This window comes from Bradyrhizobium sp. LeoB3, from assembly GCF_055456055.1.
This window is the reverse complement of record NZ_JBVBEF010000019.1, coordinates 58,746-80,345: the sequence shown is the minus strand read 5'-3', so window position 1 is coordinate 80,345 and position 21,600 is coordinate 58,746. Positions and strand designations below refer to the sequence as shown.

The 21,600-nt window shown below is 63.4% G+C and carries 23 protein-coding genes, 1 tRNA gene and 1 pseudogene; 13 read left to right on the top strand and 12 right to left on the bottom strand.

What is annotated here, in order from left to right; all coding sequences use genetic code 11:
* The first annotated feature begins 4 nt into the window (after positions 1–4).
* The 5 genes and pseudogenes from ACZXDY_RS15815 (at position 5) to ACZXDY_RS15795 (ending at position 2,984) form a co-directional block, all read left to right on the top strand.
* A complete protein-coding gene (locus tag ACZXDY_RS15815) occupies positions 5–490 on the top strand; it encodes a hypothetical protein (protein ID WP_464346112.1) in 486 nt (161 codons plus the stop codon).
* A gap of 5 nt (positions 491–495) precedes the next feature.
* Positions 496–979 (top strand): annotated as a pseudogene (gene ssb / locus ACZXDY_RS15810) (single-stranded DNA-binding protein).
* Complete coding sequence (locus ACZXDY_RS15805; RefSeq protein WP_464346111.1) at positions 979–1,173, top strand: hypothetical protein; 195 nt, start codon at positions 979–981, stop codon at positions 1,171–1,173. The pseudogene ssb and the gene ACZXDY_RS15805 overlap by 1 nt, the downstream one beginning before the upstream one ends.
* Positions 1,173–1,421 (top strand): hypothetical protein, encoded by a 249-nt coding sequence (locus tag ACZXDY_RS15800; RefSeq protein WP_464346110.1) that lies wholly within the window; start codon positions 1,173–1,175, stop codon positions 1,419–1,421. Before ACZXDY_RS15805 ends, ACZXDY_RS15800 begins: the two co-directional genes overlap by 1 nt.
* 51 nt (positions 1,422–1,472) lie before the next feature.
* The gene (locus ACZXDY_RS15795; RefSeq protein ID WP_464346109.1) at positions 1,473–2,984 is read left to right on the top strand and encodes a hypothetical protein; all 1,512 of its coding nucleotides are present in this window, start codon (positions 1,473–1,475) and stop codon (positions 2,982–2,984) included.
* 21 nt (positions 2,985–3,005) lie between these two features.
* Here ACZXDY_RS15795 and ACZXDY_RS15790 read toward each other — a convergent pair.
* Positions 3,006–3,090 (bottom strand) — tRNA-Leu (locus ACZXDY_RS15790).
* A 100-nt stretch (positions 3,091–3,190) separates the two neighbouring features.
* Complete coding sequence (locus tag ACZXDY_RS15785; protein WP_028164002.1) at positions 3,191–3,433, bottom strand: FliM/FliN family flagellar motor switch protein; 243 nt, start codon at positions 3,431–3,433, stop codon at positions 3,191–3,193.
* Between the two features lie 60 nt (positions 3,434–3,493).
* On the opposite strand from ACZXDY_RS15785, the gene lipB reads away from it, so the two are divergent.
* A complete protein-coding gene (gene lipB / locus ACZXDY_RS15780) occupies positions 3,494–4,246 on the top strand; it encodes a lipoyl(octanoyl) transferase LipB (protein ID WP_464346108.1) in 753 nt (250 codons plus the stop codon).
* Between the two features lie 6 nt (positions 4,247–4,252).
* On the opposite strand, the gene ACZXDY_RS15775 is transcribed toward lipB, so the two are convergent.
* From ACZXDY_RS15775 to ACZXDY_RS15760, 4 genes are all read right to left on the bottom strand, one after another.
* Positions 4,253–4,552 (bottom strand): acylphosphatase, encoded by a 300-nt coding sequence (locus ACZXDY_RS15775; RefSeq protein ID WP_464346107.1) that lies wholly within the window; start codon positions 4,550–4,552, stop codon positions 4,253–4,255.
* The gene (locus tag ACZXDY_RS15770) at positions 4,549–5,415 is read right to left on the bottom strand and encodes an isocitrate lyase/PEP mutase family protein (RefSeq protein ID WP_028164005.1); all 867 of its coding nucleotides are present in this window, start codon (positions 5,413–5,415) and stop codon (positions 4,549–4,551) included. The genes ACZXDY_RS15775 and ACZXDY_RS15770 overlap by 4 nt, the downstream gene beginning before the upstream one ends.
* A gap of 70 nt (positions 5,416–5,485) precedes the next feature.
* Positions 5,486–7,501, bottom strand: a complete 2,016-nt coding sequence (locus ACZXDY_RS15765; RefSeq protein ID WP_464346106.1) for an acetyl-CoA carboxylase biotin carboxylase subunit — start codon at positions 7,499–7,501, stop codon at positions 5,486–5,488.
* Between the two features lie 148 nt (positions 7,502–7,649).
* Positions 7,650–7,859: a hypothetical protein gene (locus ACZXDY_RS15760; protein ID WP_028164007.1), complete on the bottom strand. Its 210-nt coding sequence runs from the start codon at positions 7,857–7,859 to the stop codon at positions 7,650–7,652.
* A gap of 298 nt (positions 7,860–8,157) precedes the next feature.
* Between ACZXDY_RS15760 and ACZXDY_RS15755 the strand changes: the two genes are divergently transcribed.
* From ACZXDY_RS15755 to ACZXDY_RS15745, 3 genes are all read left to right on the top strand, one after another.
* A complete protein-coding gene (locus ACZXDY_RS15755; RefSeq protein WP_028164008.1) occupies positions 8,158–8,919 on the top strand; it encodes a thermonuclease family protein in 762 nt (253 codons plus the stop codon).
* A gap of 70 nt (positions 8,920–8,989) precedes the next feature.
* Positions 8,990–11,440: a PAS domain-containing hybrid sensor histidine kinase/response regulator gene (locus tag ACZXDY_RS15750; RefSeq protein WP_464346105.1), complete on the top strand. Its 2,451-nt coding sequence runs from the start codon at positions 8,990–8,992 to the stop codon at positions 11,438–11,440.
* Positions 11,441–11,529: 89 nt separating this feature from the next.
* Entirely contained in the window at positions 11,530–12,000 is a 471-nt protein-coding gene (locus ACZXDY_RS15745; protein ID WP_464346104.1) for a DUF6496 domain-containing protein, read from the top strand.
* A 24-nt stretch (positions 12,001–12,024) separates the two neighbouring features.
* Here ACZXDY_RS15745 and ACZXDY_RS15740 read toward each other — a convergent pair whose 3' ends face one another.
* From ACZXDY_RS15740 to ACZXDY_RS15730, 3 genes are all read right to left on the bottom strand, one after another.
* On the bottom strand, positions 12,025–12,471 hold the full coding sequence (locus tag ACZXDY_RS15740; RefSeq protein ID WP_464346103.1) for a PPC domain-containing DNA-binding protein: 447 nt from the start codon (positions 12,469–12,471) through the stop codon (positions 12,025–12,027).
* 16 nt (positions 12,472–12,487) lie between these two features.
* Complete coding sequence (locus tag ACZXDY_RS15735) at positions 12,488–13,048, bottom strand: type 1 glutamine amidotransferase domain-containing protein (RefSeq protein WP_028164012.1); 561 nt, start codon at positions 13,046–13,048, stop codon at positions 12,488–12,490.
* A 108-nt stretch (positions 13,049–13,156) separates the two neighbouring features.
* Positions 13,157–14,233, bottom strand: a complete 1,077-nt coding sequence (locus ACZXDY_RS15730) for a flavodoxin family protein (RefSeq protein WP_464346102.1) — start codon at positions 14,231–14,233, stop codon at positions 13,157–13,159.
* Between the two features lie 97 nt (positions 14,234–14,330).
* Between ACZXDY_RS15730 and ACZXDY_RS15725 the strand changes: the two genes are divergently transcribed.
* Positions 14,331–15,236 carry a DUF6328 family protein gene (locus ACZXDY_RS15725; protein ID WP_035690153.1) on the top strand — a complete coding sequence of 302 codons (906 nt, stop codon included), beginning with the start codon at positions 14,331–14,333 and terminating at the stop codon, positions 15,234–15,236.
* A gap of 10 nt (positions 15,237–15,246) precedes the next feature.
* Here ACZXDY_RS15725 and ACZXDY_RS15720 read toward each other — a convergent pair whose 3' ends face one another.
* Positions 15,247–15,792 (bottom strand): DUF4142 domain-containing protein, encoded by a 546-nt coding sequence (locus ACZXDY_RS15720; RefSeq protein ID WP_028164014.1) that lies wholly within the window; start codon positions 15,790–15,792, stop codon positions 15,247–15,249.
* A gap of 125 nt (positions 15,793–15,917) precedes the next feature.
* Between ACZXDY_RS15720 and ACZXDY_RS15715 the strand changes: the two genes are divergently transcribed.
* On the top strand, positions 15,918–16,484 hold the full coding sequence (locus tag ACZXDY_RS15715; RefSeq protein ID WP_464346101.1) for a phosphatase PAP2 family protein: 567 nt from the start codon (positions 15,918–15,920) through the stop codon (positions 16,482–16,484).
* 11 nt (positions 16,485–16,495) lie between these two features.
* On the opposite strand, the gene ACZXDY_RS15710 is transcribed toward ACZXDY_RS15715, so the two are convergent.
* Positions 16,496–19,207, bottom strand: a complete 2,712-nt coding sequence (locus tag ACZXDY_RS15710; protein WP_464346100.1) for a bifunctional diguanylate cyclase/phosphodiesterase — start codon at positions 19,205–19,207, stop codon at positions 16,496–16,498.
* Positions 19,208–19,449: 242 nt separating this feature from the next.
* On the opposite strand from ACZXDY_RS15710, the gene ACZXDY_RS15705 reads away from it, so the two are divergent.
* The gene (locus tag ACZXDY_RS15705) at positions 19,450–20,148 is read left to right on the top strand and encodes an ABC transporter permease (protein ID WP_028164016.1); all 699 of its coding nucleotides are present in this window, start codon (positions 19,450–19,452) and stop codon (positions 20,146–20,148) included.
* Here the strand turns inward: ACZXDY_RS15705 and ACZXDY_RS15700 are convergent.
* On the bottom strand, positions 20,122–20,928 hold the full coding sequence (locus ACZXDY_RS15700; RefSeq protein ID WP_464346099.1) for an ABC transporter substrate-binding protein: 807 nt from the start codon (positions 20,926–20,928) through the stop codon (positions 20,122–20,124). The two genes, ACZXDY_RS15705 and ACZXDY_RS15700, sit on opposite strands and share 27 nt — an antisense overlap.
* Positions 20,929–21,177: 249 nt before the next feature.
* On the opposite strand from ACZXDY_RS15700, the gene ACZXDY_RS15695 reads away from it, so the two are divergent.
* Complete coding sequence (locus ACZXDY_RS15695) at positions 21,178–21,543, top strand: hypothetical protein (protein WP_464346098.1); 366 nt, start codon at positions 21,178–21,180, stop codon at positions 21,541–21,543.
* Positions 21,544–21,600: the final 57 nt, after the last annotated feature.

The following is a 21,600-nucleotide window of genomic DNA, read 5'->3' as shown; positions in this document are numbered from 1 at the left end:
AGCGATGAAGTTCGAGACCATCGATCCCAAGGCGCGCGCCACCAGACTCATTGATGTTATCGATCTTCGCGTGGCTCAGCGCATCGCCGGTCTCAATCCCGGCAGAGTCGACCACGGAACGGTCTGGCTTGGTCTCAACATCGTGGTCGACGAGGATAGCCTGTTCGCGCCAGCCGACACGTTGGGCTATTTCGCGCTCAACCGCCGGCTCTATGCCGGCCCGGCCGTGCTCTATGCCAATGATGAGACCGGCAAGACCTGCGACCTTGTTTACGAGGCCGCGCCGGTCTGGATCGGCAGCGCCGAAGAGGCCGAGGGCCTGATGCAAGCGGGCCTGCTTGAGCGCCCGCAGCTCGCGATCAATGGCGATGTGTTCTGGCAGTGGCCGCAGCCGAAACCCGACCTGACCGAATGGGTCAATCGGGTCGCGCAGGAAAGCCGCCAGCGCCCCAACATCACCGATCGCGATACCATCATCCGAAAGGACTAACCGTCATGGTGAACAAAGTCATTCTCCTCGGCAACGTCGGCAAAGATCCGGTGATGCACACCACCAGTGATGGCCGCAAGATCGCACGGTTCTCCGTCGCCACCAGCGAGCGCTGGAGGGACAAGGACACCGGCGAGCGCAAAGAGAAAACCGAATGGCACAACATCGTCGTGTTCAACGAGAATCTTGCCAAGGTCGTGGAGCAATACGTCAAGAAGGGCTCCAAGCTCTACGTCGAAGGGGCGATGGCGACCAGAAAATACGAAAAGGACGGGGTAACACACTACAACACCGAGGTCGTGCTGTCGGCTTACCCGTGGCGAGATCACGCTGCTCGACAAGAGCGAGGGCGGCGGCAGGCCGACGCCTGACGAGAGCGACTACGGCATTACGCGCTCGCGCGATGACTACGGCAGCGGAAGCCGTGGCAAGCCGTCGGTTCGCACCGATTTGGACGACGAAATCCCCTTCGCTCCGGAGTTACGTTGATGGACGACACGACCGCCCGCATCGAGCGGGTCGACGCATCGATCGCCAAACAGCTGCAGACCAGCATCGAGAACAATTCGCGCTTGCGCCGCGACATGGAGCAAATGCGCAGCAAGGACGATCCGCGACGCCCGCTCTATGTGCCCGGTAATCAGCCGCTGGAGCCGTTCTATCACCGGCCGGGGCCGTTCTGATGCCGCGCCGGCCGTCTGCCATCAACTCCACCGATATCGAGCGCGTGCTGCGCGCGGCCAAGCATGCCGGCGCGGCCTACGCCGAGGTGCGCGCTGATGGCAGCGTCCACGTATTTTTCGAGCGCCAGGCGGATGCGGAAGCCCTCCCCCTCGGTGGGGAAGCAGAGGGAAATGATCCCGCTTCGCACGGCGTTGAATGGACTTTTTCCGCTCCGAGCAAGGCTTTGCGCGGCGCCGGCGACCATTGATAGCGGGGGAAATTTCAGCCACCACTTGCGCATTGGCAGGGAAAACCTCCGATGCGCAAACCCAACCCCGACTGCCCTCGCCGCGCCGATGATGCGCGGATGCACCTGTACTTCGACCGCTACGGGCCGCAGCGAAAGCTGCGCTGGTACGTCAGGCTCAATCGCAAGGGCCGCAGGATCGGCATTGCCGAACAGTACGGTACACCCGAGTTCGATGCGGCTTTCGAGGCGGCAGTCAAAGCCCTCGGAGGAACCGTACAAATGCGACGTCTGGAATTCGAGCGTCACGATGGCCAGCCGGAACGGCGCTATCTGCACGCCGATGTCTCTCACCGTGGACAGCTGCGCTACTACGTGCAGCTGCGCGACAAGCTGCCAAAGATCCGTATCAGGGGCGAGTATGGCAGCGAAGACTTCAACCGCGAGGTCGAGAAGGCGATCGTCGAGCAGATTTCTCTCTATGGCAACGAGACCGACTATGTGCGGGCGCAGAAGCAGCGCTCCGCTCCGCGCAAGATCATCACGACGCCGCCCGTCGAGGGCACGCTGCGCTGGTACTGGCTACTCTACAAGGCGTCCGATCACTGGCTCGGCTGCGAGCAGCTGGGCCTGCGCGGCTTCTCGGAGTCAACGCGCACGCAGCGCACCGGCCTGATCGAGAGTCTATTGGAGGAGAACGGCGAAAAGCCATTTTCGCTGCTGACCAGGGATGTGGTCCGCACCGAGATGAAGTTGCGCACGCCAACGCAGGCCGGCAACCTGCTCTCAGCCCTGCGCGCGATGATCCGCTGGATGATCGACGCCGGCCACCTCAAGGAAGAGGACGACCCGACCGTCGGGCTCAAATCCGGCAAGTCGCGCGCCTCCCGCGAGAGCGGCGGCTGGGTGCCATGGACCGACGAGGACATGGCCAAATTCCGTGAGAGGTGGCCGCTCGGCACCATGGCGCGGCTCATGTTCGACATCCTGCACTACACCTTCCTGCGCGTCGGCGACGCCGCCCGGTTCGGGCCGAAGCACCTGCAGGCGATGGTGCGTCAGACCGTGATCTCGATCGCGACTGAGAAGAGCCAGGGTCGCACCACCGTCACGGTGCCGGTCCATCCGGATTTTGCCGCCAGCCTGCGCGCAGCACGCGCTGCCGGCATCCTTGGCGAGGAGACATTCACCGGCAAGATCGTGAAGGGCAAGACGTTGCCGATCGGTAAGAAGTCGTGGGCCAAGAAGTTCAAGACCTATGCGATCCTGGCCGGCGTCAACCAACCCAAGAAGAACTGCCATGGGGTACGGAAGGCGCGGGCCGAGGTCGCCGCCTATGCCGAATGCACCGAGGCGCAGATGATGGCGATGTTCGGCTGGACCGACCCGAAGATGCCGGCGCACTACATCGCCAAGGCCCGTCGGGAGAAGCTCGGAATCACGGGGATGGAGCGGATCGTGGCCTATGACCAGTCCACAGGGGCGGACCTGCTGTCACTCACGAACGGACTGGGAACGGGAATGGAGAACAAAGTAGTAACCATTCCCGCAAATCGGAGTAACTTTCCGAAAAAAGCTGAATGATTTCAATGCGAATCGTGGGGGTGGTGCGCTCGGAGGGACTCGAACCCCCACGATTTTACTCACTGCCACCTCAAGGCAGCGCGTCTACCAATTCCGCCACGAGCGCTTGGGATGCCGGAGGGAACCTAAAGGGCGCGCCGCCGGATCGACGGCGCGGGATGTAACAAATCGGAAGGTGGGGGACAAGCCGATAAGTGGCCTATCAACTACCTAACATCCGGGGATTTCGGCAGCATTTGCTTGACCTCGACCGCGATCCGGTTGCGGTCGACCAGCACCACGCCGCTGGCGATCGGCAGGTTGTTGGCGAGGATCTTCACCTCGTCGGCCTCGGTGGCATCCAGTTCGATGATGGCACCGCGGGAAAGCCGCATGACCTGGTGGATGGGCATGGTAGTGGTGCCGAGCACCACCATGAGATCGACACTGACTTTATCGAGGGTAGGCACTTTTGAACCGCCAAACCGGGATTAGATTGTGGTTCCACCTGACCACGTGATGGTTAGCCAATGGTTAATGTCCGCCAAGACCTTGTTTTGACGATTTTCGCGCACCCAGACGGCGGAGAAGCCGTGGAATGGCGGATTTCGGATGCCCCGGTGCCCTACCCTGACGCTGTCGCCGCGATGGAATCACGCGTCGCCGATATAGCCGCCGGGAAAGCGCCCGAACTGGTCTGGCTCCTGGAGCATCCTCCACTCTACACCTCCGGCACCAGCGGCAAGGCCGGCGACCTCCTGGAGGCGCGCTTCCCGATATTCCAGACCGGGCGCGGCGGTCAGATCACTTATCACGGCCCGGGCCAGCGAGTGGCCTATGTGATGCTGGACCTGAAGCGGCGCCGGCCGGATGTGCGCGCCTATGTCGCCTCGCTGGAGGAATGGATCATCCGCACCCTTGCCGCCTTCAATGTCCGCGGCGAGCGCCGCGAGGACCGCGTCGGCGTTTGGGTCAAGCGGCCGGACAAGGGATCGGGATTCGAGGACAAGATCGCAGCGATCGGGGTCCGGCTGAAGCGCTGGGTGTCCTTTCACGGCATCGCGATCAACATCGAGCCGAATCTGGCGCACTTCTCCGCGATCGTGCCCTGCGGCGTGGTTGACCCACGCTACGGCGTCACGTCACTGGTCGATCTCGGCCTGCCGGTGACGCTCACCGATGTCGACGTGGCGCTCCGGCAGGCCTTTGCCGAGGTGTTCGGCGAAACCGAAGCGCGACCGCTGGAGACGATTCAGCACGGGGCCGCGCACGGCCTCACATGATCGCACCTACACCGTCGCCAGCACCGAGAAAGCCTCCCCTGCCTCGCGCAGGTTGAGCAGATCGGGGCGGCCGGCGTCGTCTTGCACGGCATCGACGCGTGCCGCGGTCGGCCCGCGCCGGCACGCGGCGATCATTCCCGACACGACCGCCTCGGGCCCGGCAAACACCGCTTCGACGCTGCCGTCCCGGCGGTTGCGTACCCAGCCATTGAGCCGGCGCAGGTGCGCCTGGTGTTCGACCCAGGCGCGGTAGCCGACGCCCTGGACGCGACCGCGGATCATGACATGACGGATCGTGTCGCTCACTTCTTCAGTCCGAGAAATTCGCTGCCGCGCGCTTTCGTCTCAGCCTCGCGCATCGCACGGCCGGTCAGTTCCGGGGATGGCAGCCCTTTCAGGCTTTTCGGCGACGCGCCCTCGCGCAGCGCCTTCAGCGTCTCATAGACCGCCTGCGTCGCCGCTGCGAACGGCGCATGGCCTTGCAGCGCAATCCGCACGCGCAGGCCCGCGAGATAATCCGGCGCAGCCATCTCCTCCGGCGCACCGCCGAGCACGATCGGCAGTGTCGTTACCGCGGAGATCGCTTCCAGCTCCGCCTTGACCTTAATGCCGGTGAAGAACAACGCATCGACACCGGTGGCCTCATAGGCCTTTGCTCGCGCGATTGCATCGTCAAGGCCGGTGATCGACACCGCGCCGGTGCGGCCAATGATGACGAGCGATGGATCGCCGCGGCCGTCGAGCGCCGCCTTCATCTTGCCGATGCCTTCATCGAGCGGAATCAGTTGCGTCTTGGCCTCGCCAAACGCCTGCGGCAGCAAGGTGTCCTCGATGGTGAGGCCAGCGGCGCCGGCGGCCTCAAGCTCCTGCACCGTGCGGCGGACGTTCAGTGCATTGCCATAGCCGTGGTCGGCATCGACAAGCACAGGGAGAGCAGAGGCCCGTGACATCCGCCGCATCTGCTCGGCAAGCTCGGTCAACGTAATCAGTGCGATGTCGGGATCGCCGAGCACCGCGAGTGAGGCGACGGAGCCGCCGAACATGCCGACCTCGAAGCCGAGATCCTCGGCAATCCGGATCGACGTCGCATCGTAGACCGAACCTGGCCGAACGCAGCCGGTGCCCGCAAGGATCGAACGCAGTGCTTCGCGTCGCGCACGGAAGGTCATGGGAGCTCTCTCTATGTCAGCTTGGGCACGATCCTTTCGTGGAACCGGTATCCACGTTCCGGATCATGCTCTAGGCGAATTCGAGGATCAGCGCGTCGACCGCCAGCGTTGCGCCGGGAGCGGCGTGGATCTTCTTCACCGTACCGTCGCGTTCGGCGCGCAGCACGTTCTGCATCTTCATGGCCTCGACGACCGCAAGCGTCTCGCCGGCCTTGACCTCCTGCCCCTCGCTGACTGCGATCGACACCACGAGTCCCGGCATAGGGCACAACAGCTTCTTGCCGGTATCGGCGGCCGACACCACCGGCATCAGACGCGCCGACGTTGCTTCGGCTTCGGTGAAGACATAGATCGGAACCTCAAAGCCCTGATGCGCGAGGCGGAAGCCGTTGTTGATCGGGCGCACCTGCATCGCCACGAACTGGCCATCGATCGTGCCCTGCCACACCGGCTCGCCCGGCACCCAGCTCGAGACCAGATTGTGCGGATTGCCCGGCAGCCCATCGCTGCCGATGAAGCGGACCGCGATGCCGTCGGCCTCGCGCGCGACGTCGAGCGCGATCTCATCACGCTCGAGCCACACCGCGCGGCGCCGCTCCCGCTGCACCAGTCGGCCATTCATCTGGCCCGAGATCCGCCTCTTGCGCTCGCCGAGCACGTGGTCGATCGCCGCGGCCACCGCCGCCAGCCGTCGCGCGATCTCGCCCTCCGGCGGTCGCGCCGAGAATCCCTTCGGATATTCCTCCGCGATGAAGCCGGTGGAGAGCTTTCCCTCGCGCCAGCGCGGATGGTTCATCAGCGCCGACAGGAACGGAATGTTGTGGCGGATGCCATCGACATAGAACGCGTCCAGCGCGGTCGACTGCGCCTCGATCGCCGCCGCCCGCGACGGCGCATGCGTGATCAGCTTGGCGATCATCGGATCGTAATGGATCGAGATCTCGCCGCCTTCCTGCACGCCGGTGTCATTGCGGACAGTGACGCCATCCTGGCTCTTCTCGGCCGGCGGACGATATTTCACCAGGCGCCCGATCGACGGCAGGAAGTTGCGGAACGGGTCTTCGGCATAGACGCGCGATTCCACCGCCCATCCCGTCAGCGTCACGTCCTTCTGCGTAAGGCTGAGCTGTTCGCCGGCGGCGACACGGATCATCTGCTCGACCAGATCGATGCCGGTGACGAGCTCGGTGACGGGATGCTCGACCTGCAGGCGCGTGTTCATCTCCAGGAAGTAGAAGCTCTTGTCCTGGCCGGCGACGAACTCGACCGTGCCGGCCGAGTCGTAGCTCACCGCCTTCGCCAGCGCGACCGCCTGCTCGCCCATCTTGCGGCGCGTGGTCTCGTCGAGCAGCGGGGACGGCGCCTCCTCGATGACCTTCTGGTTGCGGCGCTGGATCGAGCACTCGCGTTCGCCGAGATAGATCACATTGCCGTGCTTGTCGCCGAGCACCTGGATCTCGATGTGGCGGGGATCGACGATGAATTTTTCGACGAAGACGCGGTCGTCACCGAAAGAGGATTTCGCTTCGGCCTTGGCGAGATTGAAGCCCTCCTCGACCTCGGCCCTCGAATGCGCGATGCGCATGCCCTTGCCGCCGCCGCCGGCGGAGGCCTTGATCATCACGGGATAGCCGATCTCGTCGGCGATCCTCACCGCATGCTTGCCGTCCTCGATGACGCCGAGATGGCCGGGCACGGTGGAGACCTTGGCCTTCGCTGCCGCCTTCTTGGATTCGATCTTGTCGCCCATCGCGGCGATGGCATCGGGATTGGGGCCGATAAAGACGATGCCGGCCTCCTTCAGCGCGCGCGGAAACGCCTCGCGTTCGGACAGGAAGCCGTAGCCGGGATGGACGGCCTCGGCGCCGGTCTTGCGGCAGGCCTCGACGATCTTCTCGATCAACAGATAGCTCTCCGCCGCCGCCGGCGGGCCGATCAGCACAGCCTCATCGGCCATCTCGACATGCAGCGCATCGCGGTCAGCCTCGGAGTAGACCGCGACCGTCTCAATCCCCATACGGCGCGCAGTCTTGATGATCCGGCAGGCGATCTCGCCGCGATTGGCGATCAGGATTCGTTTGAACATGTGCTTCTTGCTTGAGCGTTTGGGCAGGATCTTCGCCCGCAATGTGGTACGGGCGGTGGGCGTCTCAATTAACGTGGTACAGGAAAACTCAGGAGAGGCAACGGTCTATATAAGGAGGCGGCCGGCTTGCACCCGGCACCCGAAGCCATCAACCCGAATAGGTATTAAATCTACCACGGACATGGGCGCGAGAGACGGCCTTCATCAGCTCGCTGACCTCGTTTTCCAGATAGTCATTGGCCACGATCAGCGCGCGGACGGTGGCCCGCATATCCCCGCCGCAGGCCGCGATCGCCTCATCCACGGCAGCTTCTAAGCCGTCGATATCCTCGCTGCTGGCACTGGGAAGAGAGGACATCTGGCGGTTTCCGGGATGCGGGGCGAGCACTTATGTTCTATTTTTGTTCTCAACAAGTCAACCATGGATCCGTCACTGTCGACCAGTTCCGGCGGCTTTTTCCCAATGCGGAATAGCTTCGCGGGAGCTTCGTGCTAGAGCATGATCCGGTGGAAACCGGTTTTCCCTCACGACAAACGCGAAGCGTTTGCGCGGAGATCATGCTCAAACAAGAAAGATGAGATCATGATCCGATTCCGTCCAATCAGCTCATGATCTTGAACCTTTGCCCCCGCACGCCACCCCATCGATGCAGACCATGCCATTACGCACATTGATCGCAGGGCTGATCCTGATAGCCCTTCCGGCGAGCCAAGGCTTCGCCGCCAACGCTACCGTCAGGGACGGCAGCACGCTGCAGCTCGGCAACGTGACCTATCGGCTCGATGGCATCGACGTGCCTCCGATCGACCAATTGTGCATCGACGAGCATGCCGAGAGCTGGACCTGCGGCATCGAGGCCCGCGACCAGTTGGCGAAGCTAATCGGCGATCGTCAGGTCCGCTGCGACGATCTCGGTCCCGACCCGGCCTACAAGAAACGACATCTCGGCGTGTGCAAGATCGAAGGCGATCCGACCAGCCTTAGCGAGGTGATGGTCCAGCGGGGCTTTGCCCTGAACGTCGAGGCTTCCGCCACCGGCCGCTTCAAGCCTGACGAGGCGCGCGCCAGGGAAGACCGCCAGGGCATGTGGAAAGGCTGCTTTGTTGCCCCGCAGGAGTTCCGCCGCGGCAAGCAGGACGGCGCGCTGCTGGGCGCATCATGTCCCGCCGACCGCGATCGCGCGATCCGCGACGTGCTCTTCCCTGAAGATCTTCCCATGCCGGCAAGCTGCAACATCAAGGGCAAGTTCGCCGTGCGCGCCCGCGTCACCGGCGATATCGGCATCTACCACTTGCAGGCGTGCCGCAGTTACCCTGGATTAACCAGGCCAGACCGCTGGTTCTGCTCTGAAGATGACGCACAGGCGGCGGGGTTCCGCAGGGCCTATAACTGCAGGCCCGGCACCAAGGCCAAATGATGCTGGCAAGCCCTCTTCCGTTGTGTGAGACTACGGAAAGAGGTCGCCCGCCCCGATGCCGCCAGACCCTATGAACGTCCTTCCCGAGACGGTCGCCGCTGAACGGCTGCGCCAGCATCTGGAAGAAATTGCCCGCGAACGTGACCGCGCGCATCGCGAATTGCAGGAGCGCGAGGCGGAGCTTGCCCGGATCCAGCGTATCGGCCGCGTCGGCGGTGTCGAGGTCGATTTCCGCGAGGGCTTCCGCAACCGCCGCTCGCCGGAATACCTGATCATCCATGGACTGGGGTCGGATGCGGTGAACGAGACCCATGAGGATTGGGTCGACCGCATCCACCCCGACGATCGTGACCGCGCGATCGGGCATTTCTTCGATGCCCTGGCCGGGACGAGCGGAGACTATATGGCGGAATACCGGATCCTCCGTCCGAGCGACGGTGAGGTCAGGTGGATCGCCGTGATCGGGGAAATCGAGCGCGACCGCGACGGCCGCGCACTCCGTCTGGTCGGCGCCCACATCGACATCACCGAACGCATGCTCGCCCAGGAAAAGCTGCGCGAAAGCGAGGAGCGCTTCCGCCTCATCGCCGACAGCGCGCCGGTTCCGATCTGGGTGACCAAACTCGACCGCACCCGCTCCTTCGCCAACCGGGCCTATATCGATTTCCTCGGCCTTCCCTTCGAAGAAGCCATCAAGTTCGACTGGCGCAAGCGGCTGCACCCTGACGATATGTCGCGCATCGTGCAGGAATCGATCGCGGGCGAAGCTTCGCTCAAGCCTTTCGTGCTGGAGGCGCGCTATCTGCGCGCCGACGGCGAATGGCGCTGGCTCAGGTCGGAGTCACAACCGCGCTGGGATCCGACCGGCAACCACATCGGCTTCATCGGGGTCGCCCACGACATCACCGCGGCCAAGCAGGCCGAGATCGAACTGCGCCGGCTGAACGAAACGCTCGAACTGCGTATCTCCGAGCGCACCGCGCAGCTCGAAGCCAGCGAAGCGCAAATGCGCGCGATCTTCGAGACCAGCCACCAGTATCAGGTGCTGCTCAATCAGCACGGCGACGTGCTCCATGCCAACCGGACGGCACTGGCCGGCATCCGCGCCGAGGCCCGTGATGCCATCGGCAAGCCGTTCTGGGAAACGCCCTGGTTCGCCGCCACCGACGACTTGCCCAAGCTGGTTCGCAACGCCTTCATGGCGGTCATGAAGGGCGACGACGTCAAGACCGAGATGATGCTGCGGCTTCCGGTCGGCGAGCGCTATTTCGATTTCGCGATGCGGCCGCTTCGCGACCAGCACGGCACTGTGATTGGCGCCGTGGCCGAAGCCGTCGACATCACCGAACGCCGCCAGGGCGAAGAGGTGCTACGGCAATCGCAGAAGATGGAAGCCGTCGGCCAGCTCACCGGCGGCGTGGCTCACGACTTCAACAATCTGCTGACCATCATCCGCTCCGCGACCGACTTCATGCGCCGCCGCGACCTGCCCGAAGAGCGCCGTCATCGCTACATCGACGCGATCTCCGAGACGGTGGAGCGCGCCTCGAAGCTGACCGCGCAGCTATTGGCGTTCGCCCGCCGCCAGCCGCTGAAGCCGCAGGTCTTCAATGTCGGCACGCAGGTCGAGGGCGTGACCCAGCTTATCCGGCCGCTGGTCGGTGCGCGCATCCAGATCGACGTCGAGATCGACGACCCCGATTGCTTTGCGATCGCCGACATCGCCCAATTCGAGACCGCACTGATCAATCTCGCGGTGAACGGCCGCGACGCCATGGATGGCGAAGGCCGCCTCTCCATTGCGGTGCGGAAGGTGCGGGGCATCCCTGCCCTGCGCGCCCAGCCGGCGCGCCGCGGCGACTTTGTCGCGATCACCATGGCCGATAGCGGCAGCGGCATCGCGCCCGATCATCTGCAATCGATCTTCGAACCGTTCTTCACCACCAAGGAAGTCGGCAAGGGAACCGGGCTTGGCCTGAGCCAGGCATTTGGCTTTGCCAAGCAGTCCGACGGCGACATCGATGTCGTCAGTACGCTCGGACGAGGCGCGGCCTTCACGATCTACCTGCCGCAGGCAGCACGACCGGCCGATGCGGCGTCCGCTGCAGCCATCGCCAGCGAGCCGGCAACCACGGGCCGCGGCTACCGCGTCCTGGTCGTGGAGGACAATGACGAGGTCGGGCAGTTCTCCACCGAGCTGCTCGAAGATCTCGGATACTCGGTCAAACGCGTGGCGAATGCCAATGCAGCGCTTGCCCTGCTGTCCGAAGACGAGTTTTCCGCCGACCTCGTATTCTCCGACGTCATCATGCCCGGCATGAACGGCGTGGAGCTCGCCAGCGTGATCCGCGACCGCTATCCCGGGCTGCCGGTCGTCCTGACGAGCGGATACAGCAACGTGCTCGCCGAAAATGCGCATCGCGGATTCGAGCTGATCCAGAAACCCTATTCGGTCGAGTCGCTGTCGCGCATCCTACGGAAAGCGATCGTCGATCGGGGGTCGATCAGTTCGACCGTCTGAGCCTTAACGTCTGCGGCCTTAACCTCTGCCCTCCGTTGGAACGACATCCGCCGTCGGCGGTTCTTGCCGATAAACGGAGGATTAAGACGATGGCATCCTCATCGCGTCAACGACGCGTCACCGGCAGGGTGATGCACGAATTCAAGCATGGCGAACTGAAGAGCGGCCGTGGCGGCCGCGCCGGCAAGGTCAAGAATCGTCGGCAGGCGATCGCCATTGCGCTGCAGGAAGCGGGCGCCTCCAAATACCAGAGCGAGCGCAGCAACCGTCGTGACCTGCGCCGTACCGAACAAAAGGAAGCGCAGGGCCGTACCGCCCAGCAGGAACGCGAGGGCAAGTCGCATGTCGGGGCTTCCGGCAAGCGGGAAAGCAGCCGCGCGATGGGCGGCCACAATGCCCGCAAGCTCACCGCCCGCGGACGCAAAGCGGCACGCTCCCGCGCCCGCAAGCGCGACGGACATACGCGGCGAGAGCTTTACGCGAGGGCGCAGCGACGCGGAATCGAAGGCCGCTCGAAAATGACGAAGCGGCAGTTGGAGAACGCGCTCGGCGTGCGCTAAGCGCGTCTCCTTTTTCTATTGGCACTATTGGGCCGCGATATCGATGAGGGCGATGCCGAGGTCCGCCCTCTTCTTCCGCCGAAGCTTTGCCGGCGCTTCCGTCAGCACAACCTCGAGCGTCGGCCGCACCACGCCCGCGAGCAGGTGGCCGCCGCGCGTGGAGCCATCCGACAGCCCGAGCACGATGTGAACGTGCAGACTGGCCTTGCCGTCATCGCCGATCGCGACGTCGCCGATCGCGCTCAGCACCTCGCATTGCTCGTTGACCTCGATCTTCCGGTAGGATTTCGAGGCGAAATCGAACCAGCCGACGGTCGCCTTCTCGAACGCGCCGATCGCGGTCAGCGTCGCCGCCGAGATCCTGGCCTCGTTGGCGAACTTCGTCAGCGCCGCGAATGCTTCCTCGCCGGTGTCGAGGATGACGACATGGACCTGCGCGCCCGGCTCGTCGGAGATCAATTTGCTTTGCATCGGCTGGCTCGCTTGATCAGGCTGCGCTGCGCTGGGTGTGGCGGCCTTCCTTCACCTCCTCGATGATCTTGGCACTGAAGGCTTCGAGATCGCCGGGATTGCGGGACGTGATCACGCCCTGGTCCGTTACCACCTGGGAGTCTTCCCACTTGGCACCCGCATTCATCACGTCGGTCTTGATCGACTTGTACGAAGTCATCCGCCGCCCCTTGGCAATGCCGGTTTCGATCAGAAGCCACGGCGCGTGGCAGACCGCCGCGACGACCTTCTTGGCGTCGAATATCTCCTTGATGAATTTCAGCGCCTTCGGCTCGGCCCGCAGCAGGTCCGGATTGATCTGTCCGCCCGGCAGGACGATCGCGTCGTAGTCGGACGCGGAGACCTGGTCGAGCGTCTTGTCGACCTTCACCGGCCGGCCCCAATCCTTGATGTCCCAGCCCTTGATCTCGCCTGCGGCCAGCGAAATCACGTCGACGGTTGCGCCGGCCTTCTTGAGCCGGTCGCGCGGCACTTCCAGTTCCGACTGTTCGAAGCCGTGGGTTGCGAGGATTGCGATCTTCTTGCCTTTCAAGTCCATGGGAAACTCCGTCGCAGTGGATGGGAGATGCCGACCAATCGGCAATGCCGAGCATCGTTCCTGCGCAACGGCGAATTGATCCCGCTTCGCCGGGAACCGCCGGTGACACTATTTCGGATTCGGCTCGACGAGCCCCGCTGCCGGATCCCGCAACTTGCCCTCACGCGCAAGCTTCACGGCGTTGCCGAGCGCTCGCGCGACATTCAAGGTCTGTTCCTGGAACGCTTTGTCCTCATCGAGTGCCTGATGTGAGGTCGCGTAAGGCTCCATGTAGCCGATATAGCCGTCGAGTTCGCCCGTTCGGCCGACCGGGATCAGCCCCATATCCGTCAGCCAATCCGATAGCGAACGTCGCATCGTTTCCGCGCCAACGGAGTCTCCGTGCACGACGAGACCAAAGTTGCGGCCGGCGAGATGCCGCGGATAAGGCCAGCCCTTCAACTCGAGCGCCTTGGCTTCATCCGCGTGTTTGCCGTGGGTGGAGGTCGGGTCGGGATTGCAGCCGTCGGCACAAACCATCCGATCGATCATGGCTTTCAGCCCCGTCGGCGCGTGATACCAATTCACCGGCGATACGATGAGGATGCCGTGGGCCGCCACCCATAGCGGATAGATATCGTTCATCCAGTCGTCGGTCTGGCCGAGCGCGTAATTCGGATAGCAACTGCAGGGCCAGTGACACAGCGCAGGCGATGTCGAGACGCAGGACTTGCAGGGATGGATTTGCTTGCCGAACTCGGATGCCAGTCGCGAGAGATCGAGGATGTCGACGGCAAGGCCCATCTCGACGAACACAGGCTCGGCGAGCTTGACCAATCGCCAGCTCTTGGACATTTCACCGGGGCAGGTATGCTCGCTGCGTGAGGAGCCGTTGATGATCAGGATGCGCGGTCTCTCCGCCGCATCGTCGTGGCGCCGCTGCGCCGCCAGGATCGCCTCGCGCGCCGCGAGCCAATCCACCGCCAGTTCGTATTCCGGATCGGCGAAGCCCGGCCCCGCTTTGCGCGTCAGCGGCGACTTGCGCGAATGACTGTAGGCATCCCACGCCGCGTCGATGATGGCATCGATCTCCCGCTGCAGCGGCCTGAAGGCGGGATCGACGAAACGGCTGCGGTAGCGTTCCGCAAACTCCTCGCGCGGCAATTTGACTGATGGCATCCCCTTGCGGACGTCTGGCGCCGTCATGTCGCACCCCGCCGTAGATGAACGTTAGATGACATGTCGCGTTAACAACACGACATCGGCGACGGTTCCGGCGCGGCGAGAAAGGAGTGCGGCCAGGATGTCCGAGAAGCTGGACCGCATGGTCAAGACGGCGCTTGACGAAACTCGTCTGCTTGTCCTCGGCATCCAGGTCCTGCTCGGATTTCAATTCCAGGCCTTCTTCCAGACCGGCTTTCCATCGCTCTCCTCCGCGTCGAAAATGCTCTGCGCCGTTGGGCTTGCGCTGCTGACGCTTTCGCTGGGGCTCCTGATCATCCCCTCGATGGAACACCGGATGGTCGAGGGAGGTTCATCGTCGAAGCGCCTCGTGCGCGCGACCTCTTTGTACGCGACCGCCGGCCTGGTTCCCTTCTCCTTGAGCATTGGCGTTGCCGCCTATGTCGTGATCGAACGACATTTCGGCTGGTTCGCGGGTACCACCAGCGGACTCGCGCTGATACTCGCATCAAGCTTTGCGTGGTTCGGATTGGAGCTGTTTCACCGGGAGAGAACACCAATGCCCGATTCAGGAGGAACAACCCCGCTCGCGACAAAAGTCGAGCAACTGCTGACCGAAGCGCGGGTCATCATCCCCGGCGCACAGGCCCTGTTCGGCTTTCAATTCATCGCCATGCTTACCGCTGGATTTGATGAGATGCCGCAGACGGCAAAGATCGTGCATGCCGTCGCGCTCGGCCTCGTCGCCGTGAACGTCATCCTCCTGATGACGCCAGCCGCCCTGCACCGGCTCTCCTATGGCGGCGCAGATTCTCCGAGATTTCTGCGCACAGCCTCCGCGCTGGTGACAGCGGCGCCGCTGTTTCTGGCCGCGGGCATAGCCGCAGAGAGCTACGTCGTTCTCGGCAGGATCACCAACCGCGAACTCGCCGCAACTTGCGCGACGGCGAGTTTTCTCGTCCTGGTCGGATTCTGGTACGCTCTGCCGCTGATCGTGCGATGGACGCGCCACCAGCGCAAGGCGTGACGCCGCGGCGTCACTTGCGATTCTTGTCCAGCGCCTGCGCCATCTCGAGATGGTGCCGCAGCGTCGGCAGCGTCTTGCCGGCCCAATCCTTCAGCTTCGGATTGTCGCCGCTCTTGGCGTAACGTTCGAACAGCGACACCGCATCCTTGTGCGCGCTCACCTGCATCGGGTTATATTGGCTTGCAAAGTTCTCCGGTTTGGTGTCGCGCAGCTTGTCGAGCTTGCCTTGCGAAGATGAATCCAGGCCCGATGGAATCTGCACGCCCTCGCTGCTCGTGACCAGGCCCTTCAGCTCGCTGCTGGTCTTGGTGTGGTCGGCGATCATCTGGGACGCGAACTTCTTCTCCTCCGCATTGCCCTTCTGCTCGGCGACCTTGCCCGCCTCGATCTCCAGCATGTCGCTGATCGCCGCTTCCTTGACGAAATCCGCCGTTGAGGGAGCGACCCCCAGTACCGAATTGACGCCGGTCTTCTCGCCGACCGATTGCGCAGCTGCCGAGGTGGAAATAAGGGCGACGGCAACCGCAACCGCCGTCACCACGATCGATCTCTTCATGGTGCTTGCCTCTCCTCGGGATCGTGAGCGGCAAACTCGTGGCCGAAATTTTCGTTCCTATGCGCGGGTGCGCCCGCGAAACCATCGCGGCCGTCAAAGGTTTGTAGTCTCGAAGGGAGAATCCGATGGCGCTTTTCCGGGTGCAGCCAACCCGTGCTGATAAGGCAATCGCCGACACCGTATCGGAATACACAACGCCGACAGCCGAGCGGGTCGCCGAGGTCCTGACCTGGGGCGCGGATGAGCACGTGCTCAGCGCGCTTGCGCTGGGCTGGTGGCTTTATTCTCGCGACAAGGACGCGAAGCAGCGCCGCAGCAGCAACCACATCCTCCTGACCACGATCGTCGCGGCTATCCTGCCCCATGTGCTGAAGACGGTATTCGACCAGGAGCGCCCCGATCGACAAACCGCTCGCGGTCACCTTCATGGCGTACCCTACTCCGGCAAGCCCGAGGACGCCTTTCCGTCCGGCCATGCGATTCACGTCGGCGCAATTGCCTCGGCCGCAACCGTGCTTCCGCCGGCAAAGCGCAACGTGGTATGGGCGATCGGTGGAGGCCTGGTGTTGACACGCGTCGTCCTGCTTGCGCATTGGCTGAGCGATGTAGTTGCCGGCCTCGCGATCGGCGCGCTGACCGAACGGCTGTTGCGTCCCATCACAGGCTACGGCAAGGATTCGCGCGAACGCTGAAATATCGCCGATCAGGCAGCGTCTTCCTCGGCTTCGGCCGCCAGCATCCTGCGGATATCCTGTGCAGTGCGCGCCGCACTGAACAGATAGCCCTGCATCTGGGTACATCCCAGCATGTGCACGGTGTCGCGCTGCTGCTCGGTCTCGACGCCCTCTGCCGTCGTGATCATATCGCGGTCGGCCGCGATGCTCACCACCGCGCGGATGATCGACGCCGACGAGCTGTTGCGGGTGACTTCCTTGACGAAGCTGCGGTCGATCTTGATCTTGTCGAACGGGAAGCGCTGCAGATATTGCAGCGAGGAATAGCCGGTTCCGAAATCATCCAGCGCGATGTGGACGCCGAGCGCGCGGAGCTGGTTGAGCGCGACCAGCGCGGCATCATCATCCGCGATCAGCACAGCCTCGGTGATTTCGAGCTCGAGGCGGCGTGGATCAAGCCCGCTCTCGGCCAATGCCGTCGCGACCTTCAGCGACAGCGCCTCCGACTTGAACTGGACTGGCGACACGTTGACCGCTACCCGCACATGGGCGGGCCAGGTGGCAGCCTCAGTGCAGGCGGTCCGCAGCACCCACTGCCCGATCTCCTCGATCAGGCCCGTCTCCTCCGCGACCGGAATGAATTCGGCCGGCGATACCATGCCGCGCACCGGATGCCGCCAGCGCACCAGCGCCTCGCAGCCGGTCACCTCGTCGCTGCGCAGGTCGACCAGCGGCTGGTAATGGATTTCAAACCCGCCCTCGACCAGCGCAGTGCGCATATCGGCTTCGAGCTCGCGGCGGAGCTTGGCCTCCTTCTCCATCTCCGGCTCGAAGAACCGGTGGGTGCGGCGGCCGGCCGCCTTGGCGGCGTACATCGCAAGGTCTGCGCGCTTCAACAGGCCGAGCAGATCGGTACCATCCCGCGGCGCGACCGCGATGCCAATGCTGGCGTCGCCGGACAAGTGATGGCCGTGGCAATCGAACGGCGTCCGCAGCGCCTGATAGATCCGTTCAACCAGCGCGCTGACATCGCCATCGGCCGTGATGCCGCGCTGAACGATAGCGAACTCGTCCCCGCCGAGACGCGCGATGAAATCCTCCGGTCCGATCGACTGCCGCAACAGTTCGGCGACACCTCTGAGGAACTCATCACCGATCAGATGGCCGAGCGAATCGTTGATGCGCTTGAACTCGTCGATATCGATATAGAGAATCGCGAACTGCACGTCGGCTGTTTCGAGCAGCAAGCCTTCGGCGTGGCGCTGGAACAGCGTCCGGTTCGGCAGATTGGTCAGCGGATCGTAATGGGCGAGATGTTCGATCTTCGCCTCGACACGGCGCCGCTCGGTCACGTCCTCGAACGTCGTGGCCCAGCCCCCGTCCGGCGAATGTTTGAAGATCATTCGGATAATTCGTCCGTCCTGCGTCGAGAAGTGGCGTTCGCCGATCTCGCTGCTGTTAGGTCCGATGAAGTGCGCGCAATATTCGTCGACATCGCCGATAAAGGATCCGATCGCCTTACGGTGCAGCACGAGATCGCGCAGGTGGCATCCGGGCTTGGCGACGTCAGGCGATACGCCGAGCATATCGAGATAGCGCTGATTGCAGACCACGAGCCGACCCGACGCATCGAACAGCAACAGCCCCTGGGTCATGTTGTTGATGGCGGTGTCGAGATGAAGGCTCTTCTCCGACAGCTTCTGGCGCGCGGCTTCATGCTGTCGCTGCAGTTGTCTCACGATCGGGAAGATCGTGACGATGACGACGACGATCGCCAGGATCGCGGCGCTGAACTGTAGTTTCGTCTGCGCGCGCCAGTCGGCGAGCGCGGTCGAGGTCTTGGTCGTGGCAACGATCAGGATCGGAAAATGAGTGAGCGGTCGAACCGCCCCGATCTTGTCTTCGGCATCTTCAGTGCTGAAGCGCCCCGAGATATTCCCGTCAAGCGTCAGCGCCTTCTGGAATGGCCGGAGACCGGCTACGCTCTTGCCGACCGCCCCGTCATCCGTGGGATAGCGGGCGATCACCGTGCCGTCGCGATGGATCATTGAGATGATTGTGTCGCCATTCAGCGCCAGAGAGGCGACGAAATCCTCGAACTGGCTGGGCTCGACACCCCGGCTGGAAAAGCCGATGATGGCGCCATTACCGTCGACAATCTTGCGGGCGAACAGCGTCGTCCACTTGCCCGTGACGCGGCTCACGGCGGGCTCGACGATCACATCCGGCGTCGGCTTGCCGGAGGTGAACTCCCTGAAATATCGCCGATCCCTGACATTGAGGTCGGGCACCGGCCACATCTCGGAGGAATTAATCAGCCATCCCTCGGCATTGAACAGATTGAGACCACCAACATGCGGGAGCGCCGCAAGCCTGGTGCGCAGCATTTCGTGCGCGCTCAGTAGTGACATCATCTTTTCGAACTGATCGGCCGTATCGACCCCGTTAGCCCGCATGTTGGCGACGACATCATCGTGCACGTGCTGGAGATCGGAGAGCTGCTGATCGAAATGGCGGGACAGCAGCAGCGCCGTGTTGGAGAGTTCGCGTTCGGCAAGATCGAGCGCGCGCTCCCGGAATTGCAGCGCCAGGTACCCGGTGCCGAGCCCGATCGCGGCCACGAGCGCCGCCGCGCACAGCACGAGCCACTGAATTGCGCTCAATCGCAATGGCGGCACGGCGGCCCATTTCGGCCACCACCGGCTTTGCAAGATATCGCTCTTGGCCGAGCTGTCTGACATTTCCCTGCCCCTACAAGCGCTTGTTGTAGGAGACACAACCCAAGAGGGCGTTAGGAAAATGAGTTATCAGCCGGTTAACGTGGAACTTTGTTTCTGAGTGTTACCAGATTTCGACCGCGCAACATCGCTTGTGCGGTATTGGACGTTACGCAGTTTATGAGAGATTTAGGTGTTTGCTGGATGGTGGCAGCCGGCAATCTTCATTCGGGCGATCTCACCGGGGCGGCCAAGCGCGCAGCAGGATGAATGATTTCACGCAATCGGTGGCGACGGCGCTCTCGCTGATCGCCAGCCTTGACGCTGAGCTGATCGGCATCGTCCTGCTATCGTTGCGCGTCAGCCTGACGGCGAGCCTGCTGGCGCTGCTGATCGGCGCCCCCCTCGGCGTCCTGCTCGCGATTAGCCGGTTTCAGGGCAGGCAGGCCACGATCGTGCTGGTGAACGCCATGCTCGGCCTGCCGCCCGTGGTGGTCGGACTGGCGCTTTACCTCCTGCTGTCGCGTTCCGGTCCGCTCGGCTTTGCCGGACTGCTGTTCACGCCGAGCGCCATGATTGTCGCGCAGACGATCCTCGCCACGCCGATCGTGGTCGCACTCGTGCACCGTCCGGTCTCGCTATTGTGGGCGGAATATGCCGACCTCATGCGCACCGATGGCATGTCGCGCCTGCGCAGCATGGCGCTGTTGTCGTCGCTTGGCCGCGCCTCGCTGTTGACCGCGTTCCTCGCCGCGTTCGGCCGCGCCATCGCCGAAGTCGGCGCCATCATCATCGTCGGAGGCAATATCCGCAGCTACACCCGGACCATGACGACTGCGATCGCGCTGGAAACCAGCAAGGGCGAGTTGCCACTTGCGCTCGGGCTCGGCCTGATCCTGCTCGGCCTCAGCGTGACCGTCAGCACGGTCGCGTTCCTGCTAGTCGGACGCGTTGGGGAAAAATAGCTGCTCGTCCCCGGCCTTGTAGTCGGCGATCACCTTCTGTCCCTCGGCGGAGATCAGCCAGTCGACGAAGGCCTGGCCATCCTTGGCTTTCACGGTCGGGTGCTTGGCCGGATTGACCAGCATCACGCCATATTGGTTGAACAGGCGCCGATCGCCCTCGGTCAGGATCGCGAGATCGCCGCGATTCTTGAACGACAGCCAAGTGCCGCGATCGGAGAGCACATAGGCATTGTCGGATGCGGCCATGTTGAGTGCTGGCCCCATGCCCTGCCCGATCTCGCGATACCAGGATCCCTTCGCCGTCGCGATGTCGATGCCCGCCTCCTTCCATAGCCGCAATTCGGCCTGGTGCGTGCCGGAGCGGTCGCCACGCGAGACGAAGGTCGCCTTCGCGGCGGCGATCTTTTTCAGCGCTTCCGTGACGTCCTTACCGCCGGCAATATACGCCGGATCGGCTTTTGGCCCGATCACCACGAAATCGTTGTACATCACGTCCTGGCGCTTGACGCCAAATCCTTCGGCCAGGAACTTCTCCTCCGCGGGGCGATCATGCACGAACACCACGTCGGCATCGCCCCGCCGTCCGATGTCGAGCGCCTGGCCGGTGCCGACCGCGACGACCTTGACACCGATCCCGGTTGCCGCCGTAAAGCGCGGCAAGAGGAAACCGAACAGCCCGGATTGCTCGGTCGATGTCGTCGATGCCACCGTGATTGAGCGCTCCTGCGCGAACGCGCTGGAGATCATGAGAAGAGTTGCGACCACGATTCGTGCGAGCATTTCCCCACCTCCGCCAAGCCGGCTGTCTAGGAAGTTCTACTTCATCTCAGCATGCCCGACCATAAGCGAGGCGATCCGCCGCAGCGATCGGAGGCTCGGCTTTTACAATGCCCCTAACTGCGCGACTCCGTCGTCGCGCCGTCATGTTCGGGGTCACAAGGAACAAGCGGCCGCCGGCGAAAGCGTAACGTTATAGCATTTAGCCCTCTGCTGCCTTGAATCGGCACCGGGGCGGCGCTAACTAACGGCATGGACTCTCGCTTCGCCGCACCGGATTCTTCGACCCGCAAGGCCCCGACGCGCCGGTGGCGCAGCCTGCTTGCGGGACTGATCTCGCTAGCGCTCGTGCTGTCCTTCTTTCACGGTCTCGGCTTCGACAGCGACGATAGAGTGCCGGCAACGTCGATCGCGCAACTCGCCGGTGATACCACCGACAAGGCTCCCGTCCATCCAGCATTGCCCCATGGCGATCATTGCTTGACCCACGTATCGACCGTGGCGACACAGGACACGTCGATCACGATCGAGCATACCGCGCACGCCTATCGCTTCCTTGCCATGCGTGCCCCCGAAGCGGCCGAACCGATCTCCCCCTTCAAGCCACCCCGCGCCTGATCCGATCGGCATGACCGATCCGGCCGCGCTGCCTCCCGGCAGCGCGCCCAACTTGCA

What these genes read in the sequence shown, in the direction of transcription:
- ACZXDY_RS15770 (WP_028164005.1), bottom strand. Translation starts at nt 5,415, where the DNA reads ATGACCTTCCGTGCGCGACGCGAAGCACTGCGTTCGATCCTTGCGGGC.
- ACZXDY_RS15715 (WP_464346101.1), top strand. Translation starts at nt 15,918, where the DNA reads ATGGCGCTTTTCCGGGTGCAGCCAACCCGTGCTGATAAGGCAATCGCC.
- ACZXDY_RS15725 (WP_035690153.1), top strand. Translation starts at nt 14,331, where the DNA reads ATGTCCGAGAAGCTGGACCGCATGGTCAAGACGGCGCTTGACGAAACT.
- ACZXDY_RS15765 (WP_464346106.1), bottom strand. Translation starts at nt 7,501, where the DNA reads ATGTTCAAACGAATCCTGATCGCCAATCGCGGCGAGATCGCCTGCCGG.
- ACZXDY_RS15710 (WP_464346100.1), bottom strand. Translation starts at nt 19,207, where the DNA reads ATGTCAGACAGCTCGGCCAAGAGCGATATCTTGCAAAGCCGGTGGTGG.
- ACZXDY_RS15805 (WP_464346111.1), top strand. Translation starts at nt 979, where the DNA reads ATGGACGACACGACCGCCCGCATCGAGCGGGTCGACGCATCGATCGCC.
- ACZXDY_RS15730 (WP_464346102.1), bottom strand. Translation starts at nt 14,233, where the DNA reads ATGACGGCGCCAGACGTCCGCAAGGGGATGCCATCAGTCAAATTGCCG.
- ACZXDY_RS15700 (WP_464346099.1), bottom strand. Translation starts at nt 20,928, where the DNA reads ATGCTCGCACGAATCGTGGTCGCAACTCTTCTCATGATCTCCAGCGCG.
- ACZXDY_RS15735 (WP_028164012.1), bottom strand. Translation starts at nt 13,048, where the DNA reads ATGGACTTGAAAGGCAAGAAGATCGCAATCCTCGCAACCCACGGCTTC.
- ACZXDY_RS15695 (WP_464346098.1), top strand. Translation starts at nt 21,178, where the DNA reads ATGGACTCTCGCTTCGCCGCACCGGATTCTTCGACCCGCAAGGCCCCG.
- ACZXDY_RS15720 (WP_028164014.1), bottom strand. Translation starts at nt 15,792, where the DNA reads ATGAAGAGATCGATCGTGGTGACGGCGGTTGCGGTTGCCGTCGCCCTT.
- ACZXDY_RS15705 (WP_028164016.1), top strand. Translation starts at nt 19,450, where the DNA reads ATGAATGATTTCACGCAATCGGTGGCGACGGCGCTCTCGCTGATCGCC.
- ACZXDY_RS15800 (WP_464346110.1), top strand. Translation starts at nt 1,173, where the DNA reads ATGCCGCGCCGGCCGTCTGCCATCAACTCCACCGATATCGAGCGCGTG.
- ACZXDY_RS15760 (WP_028164007.1), bottom strand. Translation starts at nt 7,859, where the DNA reads ATGTCCTCTCTTCCCAGTGCCAGCAGCGAGGATATCGACGGCTTAGAA.
- ACZXDY_RS15815 (WP_464346112.1), top strand. Translation starts at nt 5, where the DNA reads ATGAAGTTCGAGACCATCGATCCCAAGGCGCGCGCCACCAGACTCATT.
- ACZXDY_RS15755 (WP_028164008.1), top strand. Translation starts at nt 8,158, where the DNA reads ATGCCATTACGCACATTGATCGCAGGGCTGATCCTGATAGCCCTTCCG.
- ACZXDY_RS15740 (WP_464346103.1), bottom strand. Translation starts at nt 12,471, where the DNA reads ATGCAAAGCAAATTGATCTCCGACGAGCCGGGCGCGCAGGTCCATGTC.
- ACZXDY_RS15745 (WP_464346104.1), top strand. Translation starts at nt 11,530, where the DNA reads ATGGCATCCTCATCGCGTCAACGACGCGTCACCGGCAGGGTGATGCAC.
- ACZXDY_RS15795 (WP_464346109.1), top strand. Translation starts at nt 1,473, where the DNA reads ATGCGCAAACCCAACCCCGACTGCCCTCGCCGCGCCGATGATGCGCGG.
- lipB (WP_464346108.1), top strand. Translation starts at nt 3,494, where the DNA reads ATGGTTAATGTCCGCCAAGACCTTGTTTTGACGATTTTCGCGCACCCA.
- ACZXDY_RS15750 (WP_464346105.1), top strand. Translation starts at nt 8,990, where the DNA reads ATGAACGTCCTTCCCGAGACGGTCGCCGCTGAACGGCTGCGCCAGCAT.